Origin of the sequence: Pseudoalteromonas piratica (assembly GCF_000788395.1) — a bacterium.
GTDB lineage: Bacteria > Pseudomonadota > Gammaproteobacteria > Enterobacterales > Alteromonadaceae > Pseudoalteromonas > Pseudoalteromonas piratica.
On record NZ_CP009889.1, the window covers coordinates 719,122 to 731,475 of the forward strand.

Here is a 12,354-nt window from a genome sequence, read left to right on the forward strand (position 1 = left end):
GCTAGTTGCTTAAGGCCTGTTTTAATTTGCTACCGGCCTTGAAGCTGACCTTATTTTGACCTGGAATGGTAATTTTTTCACCCGTTTGAGGGTTACGTCCCTGTTTTTCAGGGTGATAACTTAGTGAAAAACTGCCAAACCCTGGTAATTGTACTAGGTCACCTTCAGAAAGAGAGCGTGAAATACCACCGACTAAACTCTCTACAATTTGTTTTGCTTTGGCTTTCGTAATGTTATTACTACTCGCGATTTCGTTTATAAGTTGGGATTTGTTCATAAATAGCGCCCTTAAAAAGCGGCAAAGGCTAATCATCTAATGCCTTTCAGTCAAGTTTCTTTAGTTTGATAGCGCATATACTGGCCAATATATGAATGAGTATATTAATTGATCCATCACTTTTAGCCTTTCGTACAATAGTATTAAATTCATAGAGAAAGTAGTTTGGAGCACATCATGGAATTACTTGTATCAGTATTAGCCTATCAAAAAGCACGTGATGAAGGCAGAAAAGATCCTGTTGAGCAAGATATTGAATGGGCTGAACTCAATTTAAGCTACTTTGAAAGTCATAAATGTGAGTTCGGTTTATGCAGCAACAACGAGAATAAAAGTACCTTAATTGACTAACTCGGTTGAAAAGGATTTCAAGCAAACACATTTATTATTAGAGTCAAATCCACATATTTATTCTATGTATGTGAAACAAAATTTCTTATTTTTTCAATTTTATACCGCTCAAAATCGAATTTAACCGTTTATCATTTTTAGTTTTTCAAAATGTTTCAGGTTGTTATGGTTTGTGTATCAAAACAACTATAACGGGTAACATTATGAAATCAGAAAATGCAATTAGCGCTATAGGCGACACTTTTTTAGCGCCAACAAAAGCATTCAATGGGCTTAAAGAAGCGAAAGGTTGGTCTTGGCTCGCAATTACTTTAATTTTTCTTTTTGGCATCTCTTCTCAAGTTATTTATTTTAACTCAGTCGATCAAACTTTTTTTGTTGAACAACAAATCGCACAAATGGAACAAACAGGAGATTACAATCCTGCTGAGCTTGAACAAGCAGAAGCAATGACAGCCCAACAATTTCCAATGATGTGGATTTTTTCGGCTATCGGCGTGTTGATAGGTGTTCCGACAATATTCTGTATTTTTGCGCTTTATTATTATTTGATAGGCAAACAGGATATGGAATGCCAAATGAACTATGGTGATTGGTTTGGTTTCACAGCTTTTACCAGCTTACCGACTATTTTTGCATCAATAGGTACAATTGCGCTGGTACTAACTGCATCAACGGGTGATATTCCAATCAGTGTACTCACGTTCTCATCGTTAAATCAGTTAGTGTTTGGTTTGGACGCAAGCCATGCGTTTGCTGGCTTATTAGAAAGTCTCAATATCTTTTCAATTTGGACAATCGTCCTAACATATTTTGGATTAAAGTCATGGACAAACTTCAGCAATAACAAAGCTTTATTTTTTGCACTACTGCCAAGCCTTTTAATCTATGGTATTTGGGCAATTATCGCAGCACTTTAATGTGCTGCTACTTATTGAGGGGTGAAAATGAAGAAACTGATTATTGTTATAGTGGCTATCGCAGCATTCGTTGCACTGATTGTCAGTCAACAGATCAAAGGAGATAGTAAAGCGCTCGAAGTGAAAGTCACTGCAGCTGAAAAAGGAAAAATTAAAGATTCAATTTTGGCATCAGGCACACTTGTTTTTAATACTCAAGTGCAACTTCGCTCAGAGGTTACAGGGCGCGTTGAGCGAGTGTTTGTTGAAGAGGGTCAGCGAGTTGAAAAAGGCGATTTGCTTATGCAGCTTGATACCGAAGCATTTGAGGCGGAAGTTGATCGTTATAAAGCCTTAGTAAGGCAAAGTGAAATTGATATTGAACGTGCGCAAACCCGATTAAAAAACCTTGCGTTGCAATTAAAACGCCAAAAAGAATTATTCGATGTTGGCCTTTCTCAACAAGAAGTGTATGACAACATTCGAAACGCTAAAGAACTGGCTGAAATAGATGTTGAAGCCCGCAAAGAGTCTTTAAATCAAGCAAAAGCATCACTTTCAATTGCCCAAGACAGACTGAGTAAAAGTGTTTTTAGAGCAACAATGAGTGGTTTACTTGCATCGGTTGATATTAAAGAGGGCGAAACGGTCATTGCAGGTACAACCAATATTGTAGGGTCAGATCTCATGTTACTTGCTGATCCAAGCAAAATTTTAGCTGAGCTAAAAGTAGATGAAACAGACATTGCGAGTATTAAACTGGATCAAGAAGCTGAAATATTTGCTGCTGCATACCCAAATAAACCATTTATCGGCCGAGTTATTCACATAGGTACGTCTGCTAAACAGTTTGCCGGTTCACAAGGCCGTTCGTTTAAAGTTAAGGTGTTGCTCAATACCGATGAACGCACCTTGTACGCAGGTATGAGTTGTCGTGCAGAAATTGCCACGGCAATTGGCAATGATGCAATTAAATTACCAATTGAAGCTGTTCAAGATAAGGATGGTGGTCATTATGTTTGGTTATTAAATGAAGATTTAACAGTAACAAAACAAACCATTGAATTGGGAGTTTCCTCAGATATTGAGCAAGCGATTGAATCTGGTATCAGTGAACAACAAAAAGTGGTTATAGGCCCGGCGCGTGCAATCAGTAAGTTAAAAGAAGGCGAGAAAGTAAAGCTAAAGGACGACGATAAGGGTGTAAAAGATGTCAGTGATCGCGCTTAGCAATATTCGTAAAGAATATAACATGGGCGAGCAAACTTTTCGGGCACTCGATGATGTCAGCTTAACCATTAATGAAAATGAGTACTTGGCGATAATCGGGCCATCTGGCTCCGGTAAATCAACGTTAATGAATATCATAGGTTGTCTTGATGTTGCGACGAGTGGCGAATACATTTTACAAGGCAAGCCCGTTAAGAAAATGACTGAAACTGAGCTTGCAGGTCAGCGCAATAAAAGTGTTGGCTTTATTTTTCAGAGTTTCAATTTGATACCCCGTGCAAGTGCATTAAGTAATGTTATGCAGCCATTAATTTATCGCTTCATTTCATCCAAAGAACGTCAAAAATTGGCAACTGAAGCACTGCAAAAAGTAGGGCTTGGTGACAAGCTACACCATTTACCTTCGCAACTGTCTGGTGGGCAAAGGCAGCGAGTAGCCATTGCAAGAGCCCTTGTCACTAAGCCTGACATATTATTAGGTGATGAACCCACGGGTAACCTTGATAGTAAAACAACCAATGAAATAATGACGTTATTTGATGAACTGCATCGTGAGGGTCATACCATTATTTTAGTAACCCATGAACAAGAAATTGCAGAACATTGTCACCGTGTAATTCGGTTAGTAGATGGAAATGTAGTCTCTGATACGCGTAATAGTGAGGAGAAAACATATGTTTAAATCACTGCTTGCGATTATTGAAGGTACTAAGGCAGCATTACAAGCAATACGGGCAAATGCGATGCGAAGCGCGCTAACCTGTTTAGGTATAATCATTGGGGTTGCTGCAGTGATAACTGTTGTTGCTGTTATGCAAGGGTTTACTAAACAAATAAACGATCAACTTGCAGATATGGCACCCGATGTAACAACTATCAAGCCCTATACAACGCCACAGCAAGAAATGCTAGGAAAGCGTTCATACTTGACGGTAAATGATTTTGATACCTTGAAAGGAAAAGTCGAAGGTTTTGATACAATTACCGCACAAATGATGGCTTTTCGATTTCAAGGTGCTGTCGAATACAAAGGCGAAAGTCACAACACACGTGTTGTTGGCACTGAATCGAATTATCAAAAGGCCTATCGTATTTACCCAGAATCAGGGCGTTATATTCGTGCACAAGATGATGAAAAGCGTCGTCGGGTCGCATTTATTGGTGAAAGTTTAATTGAGAAATTGAAATTACCTAGCAACCCAGTTGGCGAGTATATTAAATTGGGGGGTGAATGGTTTCGTATAATTGGCGTGGCAGAGAAGCAAGGGAGCTTTTTAGGCTTTGACCAAGATGATTACATCAATATTCCAATCAGTACGATGCAGTTACTAGAGGGAAATCAACGTAAACCGTATTTTCAAATTATGTTCCGTTTGAAGCAAGGTGTTGATGAAGCCAAAACATTAGCACAGATGAAACGAATTCTGCGTCAAAATCATAAGCTTTCTAAAGATGAACATGATGACTTTGAATTTGAAACTGCAGAAAAAGCCCGTGCAAACATTGATAAGTTTACAGGTAGTGCGACAGCTATTACCGCAGGTATTGTCGGTATTAGCTTAATTGTTGGTGGTATTGGCGTGATGAATATCATGTTGGTATCTGTCACTGAGCGCACACGCATTATTGGTACCTTAAAGGCATTGGGTGCAACGCCAGGCTTTATCATGTTGCAATTTCTAGTTGAAGCGGTGGTGCTCAGTTTATTTGGTGGTATTATCGGTTTACTTACCGGGTATGGCGCTGCAGCAGCTATCTCTGCCATTGTGCCAGGCATGCCAGATGCTTACATACCGATGTGGGCGATTCTGTTATCGTTTGGTTTTACCTCTGCAATTGGCGTTATATTTGGTTTGGTACCTGCAATTAAAGCCGCAAGACTCAACCCTATTGATGCGTTAAGATATGAATAGACAGCTGAGTTAACAAGGAGTGCTAAATGTATAAATGGGCATTAATAGTAATATTAAGTGTTTTTGTAATTGGTTGTGATTCGAATGAAGTAGGTGATGTGTCACTTGGCATGTTTACCACCAAAGATGTTAAACTGAACCACTTTAAAGACCCAATTATCACAGGGGTAACCTGTCATGTGGCGTCAATTGAAGCCAACTTGAGTCTTTCAGATCCTAGTGACAGCTCTATTGCGTGTCGGCAAACAGGGCCAATTACTAAGGAGATGATTGCCAAAATAGATATGTCAGATTCAGGTGAAGTTATTTTTAAAAAATCAAAAAGTGTGCTGTTTAAATCGATGAAGATTAGACGCGTTTTTGATAAAGAAAATCAAACCTTAATGTATCTGTCTTATTCAACAAAAGAGACTTCTGGCAGTTTTAAACACAGTTTATCAACGGTGCCACTTTGGGGAACAAAGGCGTTTTCTTTACAAGGTGAAGCAAATTAAGAATTGATTCAGCTCTAAGCTGATACTTTATTATATTAAAAATAGACAGGAGAATTTGATGATTGTTTTAAACCCGACCGGGTGTAATGCATAAATGTTTTCACCCGGTATGAATTACCGGGGTTAAAAGCCCCTTGTTTTATATAAATTTAAGGGCAAAAAATGATAAATATTAACAAACTAAACTCAATTGGTTGGCAACCATATTTTCAACAACAATTGGCAATAGACGAGTGGAGCCAAACAAAACCTGTTCGCGTTATTGAGCAACACAGAAGTCAGTTAATCATTGATGATACAGAACAGTTGTTAACCTTACCGATAACAAATATGACATCACAGTGTGTTGTCGGTGATTGGCTTTTACTAGACGAAAGCGGCCAAGTATTAAGGCTATTGGAACGGAAAAGTGTTTTTTCCAGAAAATCAATTGGTAATAAACGTGATAAGCAATATATAGCAGCAAATGTTGACGTTGCTTTTATCTTATGTTCACTTAATGACGATTTTAATTTGAATCGGATTGAGCGTTACTTAGCACTTGTTAATGAAGCTGAATGTGACGCAGTGATTGTTTTAACGAAAGCCGATCTAGCGAATGACAGCTTGGAAAAACAAGCTTTGGTTCAAGCCTTAGATCCATTATTGAGCGTTGAAGTAATTAATTGTTTTGATGACAATGTGAAAACTCAACTGGCACCATGGCTTAAGGCGCAAACCACGATTGCTGTTTTAGGTTCATCCGGTGTTGGAAAATCAACATTAACAAACACACTGTTAGGTCATCGAGTTCAGAACACAAATGGTATTCGTGAACAGGACAGCAAAGGGCGTCATACGACAACGAGTAGGCATTTACTCAAACTTGACTGTGGCGCTGTTATTATTGATACGCCTGGGATGCGAGAATTGCAGTTAGCTGATGTAAGCGAAGGCATAGAAGCAACTTTTCAAGACATTGAAAATTTGTCTGATAGCTGTAAGTTTACAAATTGCACGCACACCAATGAACCGGGCTGTGCGGTTATCCATGCGATTGAAGTAGGAGATTTAACTGAGCGTCGTTTTTTGAATTATCAAAAATTACGCAGGGAAAATCAATTTAATACCGCCTCTTTACATGAGAGACGGGCGCACGATAAATCGTTAAGTAAATATTACAAGCGGACTCAAAACCAAGCGGTTAAAATAAAACGAATGGATTAAAAATAGGGAGCGAAAGCTCCCTTTTTTAAACTTTGAATCGATTGACTAACTGTTGCAAATTATTCGCTATTGTAACAAGGCCTCTTGCGGTATCTGCGGCCTTTTCAGCTCCAGCTACTGTTTGTACTGCCATTTCATTTACTTGTGTAACACTGTCTGTAATTTGCTGAGTAACCACATTTTGCTCTTCAGAAGCTCCTGCAATTTGCATATTCATATCACGAATAGTACCGACTGATTCTGATATCGAATCAAGTGCTAGATTTGTTTTATCGGCTTTTTCTGTGGTAATACGGGCACTTTCAAGATTTGCATTCATTTGCTCAACTGATGTTTTCGCTTCATTTTGTAATTTATGGATCATTGCTTGAATTTCTTCTGTGCTTTGTTGCGTTCTACTTGCAAGACTACGCACTTCATCAGCTACTACTGCAAAGCCTCTTCCTTGTTCACCAGCTCGAGCGGCTTCAATCGCTGCATTGAGTGCAAGTAAATTGGTTTGATCTGCAATTGCTCTTATCACATCTAAAATTGATCCGACCGACTCGGTTTCACTTTCTAAATTTTTAATCGAATTACTAACTAGTTCGATATTACTCACCAAGCTACTGATTGCGTCACGCGTATTTTCGACGACGTTTTTACCGGTGAGCGTTTGTTGATCAGCATTATTCGCTGAATCTGCAGCGAGTTGCGCACTTTGGGTAATATCGGCAACAGTTGAAGCCATTTCATTCATAGAGTTCACTGCTTGATTTAATTGTTCCATTTGCAGTTCTGCACCTTGCATTGAGCTCTCGGTATTTTGGTCTAGTACGGCTGTTGAATTCGTTAATTCATTTGTGGCAGATTTAAGGTTATCTATGATCAGGCGTAAGGTATTCACCATTTCACTCATTGCTTTATAAATGCCAGATTCATTTCCGTTATTGGTAAATTGCATTGTCAGATCGCCATCAGCAATACGCTTTGCAATTTTCTCCATGTCGATTGGCTCGCCACCAATTGGTTTACGAATGGTAATTGTGATAAACCAACTTAAAAAAGAGCCAACAAGGATAACCAATACTGAAACAACAATGATGGTCGTAGTTGTATTTTGACTTTGAGATTGAACCATTGGTCCTAAGGTGTTTTGATCATTTTTGACAGATAATTTGACTTCTTCTAGTGAAGCAGAAATTTCTGGTCCGACAGTGTTAAGCACATTTTTTATGGTGTTGTTTCGCTCAATTATTACGTTATAGACGTTATTAATACCGTTCACATACAGATTTATCGAGTTTCTCGCCTCATCTAATAAAGCGCGTCGTTGGATTGATTGAATATTATCGTCAAGTTCATTAATTGTTTGTTCTAGCCCTTTAAATTCCTGTATTGCACGTTGATAATCTTGATTAGTATTGGTTACTAGAAATTTTGTTGTATAGAGTCTGCCAAGCAGTAGTTGTTCTTGTACCAATGCAGCAAAATAAGTCACATCGGTATCGCCATCTTCGTAGGCAGAACGAATAATCTGACTAATGTTTTTTCTAATTTTTGCACCATTCTGATCTAACTGCGTTTTAACAATATCATTTCTCTTCTGATACAGGGCTATGACATCTTTGAACCCTTTTTTATACGTTTCAACCTTGTCATAAGACTCTCGAATTAATCTCGCTCGTTGAGGTTGTACTATTTCTTCTTTGGCAAGTTTTAGCTGTTGTTCTAATTGTTCAGCACGTTTATTAAACAGTTCAATGTTTTCATTATTTTCTTCTTTGAGAAATTTCAACGCATTTAGACGCGCTTCAAGCAGTTCAGATTGCACAGCTCCCGCTAAATTACTGTCTCGCGCCAGTTCACGATATTCAACAAAGTTGCTGTATCCGCGGCTTAATCCAAAATATGAAATGGCTGATAGCAGCACCATTAATCCAATCATGGCGCCAAATGAAATAGATAGTTGTTGAACAAGTTTAAGTTTAGTAAACATGGAACCTATCCTTATCTGACGATGTGGTTTTAGGAAATATTTAAGGTAAGTATAGTTACTAAAATTACAAGTATTTAAAAAGTTCAATAATCAGAGCAAGCTCTTTAGGGAAGGTGTTTTTTAAATATTTAAACAGTTATTTTTTTAAAGCGTAATGATTTTTAGGGAGCGGATAAAAAACAACAGACACAAAAAAACGCAGGGGATACCTGCGTTTAGTAATTATATTTTGGCGCTATTGATTAGTGCTCAAAAAGGGCTGAAATTGATTCTTCGTTACTTACGCGACGAATTGTTTCAGCAAGCATATCGGCAAGTGTAAGTACTTTAATCTTGTCAATAGCTTTTAATTCTTCAGTAAGTGGTACAGAGTCAGTTACGATCACTTCATCAATTACTGAGTTTTTGATGTTTTCAGCTGCTGCACCTGATAAAACAGGGTGAGTTGCATAGGCAAATACGCGGCGAGCACCATGTTCTTTTAATGCTTCTGCAGCTTTACATAGTGTACCACCAGTGTCGATCATATCATCTACGATGATACAGTCGCGACCTTCAACGTCACCAATGATGTGCATTACTTGCGATACGTTAGCGCGTGGGCGACGCTTATCGATAATTGCAAGATCTGTATCATCTAAGAGTTTTGCAATGGCACGGGCACGTACTACACCGCCAATATCAGGTGATACAACCACAACATCATCAAAATTCTTCTCTTTCATATCTTCGAGTAGAATTGGGCTACCGAAAACATTGTCAACAGGAACGTCGAAGAAACCTTGAATTTGTTCAGCATGTAAATCAACCGTAAGAACACGGTCAACACCAACACTTGAAAGGAAATCAGCAACTACTTTCGCTGTGATAGGTACACGAGCACTGCGCACGCGTCGATCTTGGCGAGAATAACCGAAATATGGGATTACCGCTGTGATACGGCCAGCTGATGCACGACGAAGTGCGTCAACCATTACGATTAATTCCATTAAGTTGTCATTTGTAGGCGCACAAGTAGATTGTACGATGAAAACGTCAGAACCACGTACGTTTTCGTTGATTTGAACGCTAATTTCACCGTCACTAAAACGACCAACTTCAGCGTCACCAAGATCAATGTATAAGCGTTTTGCAACTTTTTGAGCTAACTCAGGCGTTGCGTTACCAGCGAAGAGCTTCATGTCTGGCACGGTAGGTTTCCTCAGGCACTTTTTTGGGTAACGTTAGTTACCAATAATTAATTTAGTTTAGTACGTAGCTCCGAATGTGCTGGAGATATATTCGTACTTCTTGCTACAAAGCCTTGCCAAGAATCAGGGAGCGAAGTTAATGCTGCTTGGGCAGCTTGTTGAGTTTCAAAACTGACAAAACAACATGCGCCGGTACCTGTCATTCTCGACGGACCGTATTTTAGCAACCAGTTAAGGGTCTTTTCAACCTCAGGATAGCGCTTTTTAACTAACTCTTCGCAGTCATTAGTGTGTTGAACACTTTGCCAATGGCTTGATAATTTGGGTGTATTACGAGGTAAGTCGGGATCATTAAAGATAAGCCCGGTGCTAATATGTACGTTTGGATGCACTACTAAGTACCAGGTTTCAGCAAGTTCAACCGCTTCGAGTTGCTCACCTATTCCATGTGCAATGGCCGCATGACCATTGATAAATACAGGAACATCAGCGCCAAGTTGTACGCCAATATCAGCAAGTTCTTGTAGCGATAAATCTAATTGCCACAGAGCATTAAGCGCAAGTAGGGTTGTCGCAGCATCAGATGAGCCACCACCAACGCCACCACCACTTGGTAGATGTTTTTCAAATGAAATTTCTGCGCCAAACGAAGTATTTGTCGCGAGTTTTAATGCATTTGCGGCTTTAAAAATAAGGTTTTCTTGGTCTGGTAAACCGTCTATCTGGGTTTTTAATGTAATTGCGTTGTCAGATGTGCGCTTAAAATGCAAACGATCGCCATAATCTAAAAACACAAATAAGGTTTCGAGTTCATGGTATCCGTTAGTTAAACGCCCATTAATATGAAGAAATAAATTTAGTTTTGCGGGTGCAATAAGCGAAAGCGTTGTTAAATCTGCCATGAATATACTTTTAATTTAAGTTTAACGGTATTGTGAGTAAGCGTGATTGCGTATGGCAGCCAGTAACCACCATGTTTTTTATAATCGGAATAACGAATTTGCCACAGTTCGCCTTTAGTATCTGTTAGGGAAGCCTGGCTAACGCGATTGCGCTCATCTGCGACATAATCTTGAGTGTTGGGCAAGCCTTTTAACCAATGGGGATCGTCTAAAAACGGTAAGTTCATTCCCGTTAACCAAAAAACTAGCGCTTGTGCATTTTTGCCAGTATGCGTTTCACCGTTAATATCGAGTGTGGTTTGAATTGGCGTTTTTTCTAAAGACAAAACAGATGTACCGACAAAACTTGTCAGATTTAAATTGTCTTTGTTAGGAGAGGTTGACCAAAATAAATTAACGCTTTGTCGTTTTTTTGTTTGAATAACCGCCAGCTTTCCTGTTACTTGCCAGGTATCTTGTTGAAGTAATTGTCTTTGCCAATTTTCTTTTACCGTCGCATTATCGAAATATTGACCTGCACAACCAGATAAAAAGACTAAAAATATGACAAATATCATGCGTAATTGCATCAAATCTTAATTCCTTACTTTTTTTATTGACTTGATTTACGTAAAATTAATCGCTTTAAAACGTGCTAAAACCAAATTGTAGACATAATGACCATAGTTGCTTTAGGCATTAATCATAAAACAGCATCTGTTGAATTAAGAGAACGTGTAGCCTTTTCTCCTGAGCAAATCAACGATGCCCTTAACCAGCTTTGCCATCAAAATGGGGTTAATGAAGCCGTAGTGGTGTCTACCTGTAATCGCACTGAATTGTATTGTATCCTTGAAAATCAACAACCCCAAGTGCTTATTGATTGGCTCGCAGAATTTCACAAAATTAGCGAAGCTGAGTTGTCGCAGCATATTTACCAACATCAAGATTTTTCAGCCATTCAACATTTGATGCGTGTTTCAGTAGGCTTAGACTCATTAGTATTGGGTGAGCCGCAAATTTTAGGGCAAATTAAACAAGCGTATGCCAAAGCAAAGCAAGCTGGGGTTGTAAACGCTTTATTAGAACGTTTATTCCAAAAATGTTTTTCAGTCGCAAAACAAGTGCGCACCGAAACAGATATAGGCTCAAGTGCGGTTTCGGTAGCATATGCAGCAGTTAATCTCGCCAAACATATCTATGGTAATTTAGAGCCGACGAAAGTATTACTGATTGGTGCGGGTGAAACGATTGAGTTAGTGGCACGACACCTTTACCAAAATGGCTGCCAGCATATGACGGTTGCAAACCGTACCTTGTCTCGAGCAGAAAACTTGGCAACCGAGTTTAACGCAAAAGTCGTTCCTTTAGCACGCGTACCAGAAAGCTTGACTGAAGCGGATATAGTGATCAGTTCAACAGCAAGTACCTTACCAATAATTGGTAAAGGTATGGTTGAACAAGCTTTAAAAGCCAGACGCTATAAACCTATGTTGCTAGTCGATATTGCTGTTCCCCGCGATATTGAAAGCCAAGTTGCTGAGCTTGATGATGCTTATTTATATTCTGTTGATGATCTACAAGAAATTGTGAATCAAAACATGGAATCGCGTGAGCGAGCTGCTGCCGAAGCTGAAAACATTATTGTCGATAAAGCCAATGAGTTTGTTACTTGGAGAAATACCCTAGATTCAGTTGATATTATCCGCTCATACCGAGAAAATATTGAACAAATTAAATTAGAGTTAGTACAAAAGGCGCAAGGTCAGTTAAAATCAGGTAAAGAGCCCGAGAAAGTGCTAAATGAACTTGCTAATAAATTAGCAAATCGCATTATACATTCACCCACAAAAGCGATTAAGCAAGCTGCAGAAGAAGACGATATTGCCAAGCTTGCGCAAATCAAAAAAGTGTTAGATTTAGATAATTAATAGG

The 12,354-nt window shown here is 38.9% G+C and carries 13 protein-coding genes; 8 read left to right on the forward strand and 5 right to left on the reverse strand.

The genetic code is table 11. The features are described from left to right. Position 1: 1 nt before the first annotated feature. The gene (locus tag OM33_RS17920; protein ID WP_040135620.1) at positions 2–277 is read right to left on the reverse strand and encodes an HU family DNA-binding protein; all 276 of its coding nucleotides are present in this window, start codon (positions 275–277) and stop codon (positions 2–4) included. Between the two features lie 177 nt (positions 278–454). Here OM33_RS17920 and OM33_RS22645 point away from each other — a divergent pair, with 177 nt between their 5' ends. From OM33_RS22645 to rsgA, 7 genes are all read left to right on the forward strand, one after another. Beyond that, positions 455–628, forward strand: a complete 174-nt coding sequence (locus OM33_RS22645; protein WP_199922627.1) for a hypothetical protein — start codon at positions 455–457, stop codon at positions 626–628. A 203-nt stretch (positions 629–831) separates the two neighbouring features. After that, positions 832–1,548: a YIP1 family protein gene (locus OM33_RS17925; protein ID WP_040135622.1), complete on the forward strand. Its 717-nt coding sequence runs from the start codon at positions 832–834 to the stop codon at positions 1,546–1,548. Between the two features lie 27 nt (positions 1,549–1,575). Continuing rightward, the gene (locus OM33_RS17930; protein ID WP_040135624.1) at positions 1,576–2,757 is read left to right on the forward strand and encodes an efflux RND transporter periplasmic adaptor subunit; all 1,182 of its coding nucleotides are present in this window, start codon (positions 1,576–1,578) and stop codon (positions 2,755–2,757) included. Then, complete coding sequence (locus tag OM33_RS17935; RefSeq protein WP_040135626.1) at positions 2,738–3,439, forward strand: ABC transporter ATP-binding protein; 702 nt, start codon at positions 2,738–2,740, stop codon at positions 3,437–3,439. The genes OM33_RS17930 and OM33_RS17935 overlap by 20 nt, the downstream gene beginning before the upstream one ends. Continuing rightward, complete coding sequence (locus tag OM33_RS17940; RefSeq protein ID WP_040135627.1) at positions 3,432–4,670, forward strand: ABC transporter permease; 1,239 nt, start codon at positions 3,432–3,434, stop codon at positions 4,668–4,670. The genes OM33_RS17935 and OM33_RS17940 overlap by 8 nt, the downstream gene beginning before the upstream one ends. Before the next feature lie 26 nt (positions 4,671–4,696). Continuing rightward, entirely contained in the window at positions 4,697–5,164 is a 468-nt protein-coding gene (locus OM33_RS17945) for a CreA family protein (RefSeq protein ID WP_040135629.1), read from the forward strand. A 162-nt stretch (positions 5,165–5,326) separates the two neighbouring features. Further along, positions 5,327–6,370 (forward strand): ribosome small subunit-dependent GTPase A, encoded by a 1,044-nt coding sequence (gene rsgA, locus OM33_RS17950; RefSeq protein WP_040135631.1) that lies wholly within the window; start codon positions 5,327–5,329, stop codon positions 6,368–6,370. A gap of 25 nt (positions 6,371–6,395) precedes the next feature. On the opposite strand, the gene OM33_RS17955 is transcribed toward rsgA, so the two are convergent. The 4 genes from OM33_RS17955 to lolB all read right to left on the reverse strand — a co-directional run bounded on the left by OM33_RS17955 (position 6,396) and on the right by lolB (position 11,009). Further along, positions 6,396–8,348, reverse strand: coding sequence for a HAMP domain-containing methyl-accepting chemotaxis protein (locus tag OM33_RS17955; protein ID WP_040135633.1), 1,953 nt, complete (start codon positions 8,346–8,348; stop codon positions 6,396–6,398). Between the two features lie 242 nt (positions 8,349–8,590). Continuing rightward, on the reverse strand, positions 8,591–9,538 hold the full coding sequence (locus tag OM33_RS17960) for a ribose-phosphate pyrophosphokinase (RefSeq protein WP_040135635.1): 948 nt from the start codon (positions 9,536–9,538) through the stop codon (positions 8,591–8,593). Positions 9,539–9,585: 47 nt separating this feature from the next. Further along, on the reverse strand, positions 9,586–10,440 hold the full coding sequence (ispE, locus tag OM33_RS17965; protein ID WP_040135636.1) for a 4-(cytidine 5'-diphospho)-2-C-methyl-D-erythritol kinase: 855 nt from the start codon (positions 10,438–10,440) through the stop codon (positions 9,586–9,588). Further along, a complete protein-coding gene (gene lolB, locus OM33_RS17970; RefSeq protein WP_040135638.1) occupies positions 10,428–11,009 on the reverse strand; it encodes a lipoprotein insertase outer membrane protein LolB in 582 nt (193 codons plus the stop codon). The genes ispE and lolB overlap by 13 nt, the downstream gene beginning before the upstream one ends. A gap of 87 nt (positions 11,010–11,096) precedes the next feature. On the opposite strand from lolB, the gene hemA reads away from it, so the two are divergent. After that, positions 11,097–12,350, forward strand: coding sequence for a glutamyl-tRNA reductase (hemA, locus tag OM33_RS17975; protein WP_040135639.1), 1,254 nt, complete (start codon positions 11,097–11,099; stop codon positions 12,348–12,350). Positions 12,351–12,354 lie beyond the last annotated feature (4 nt).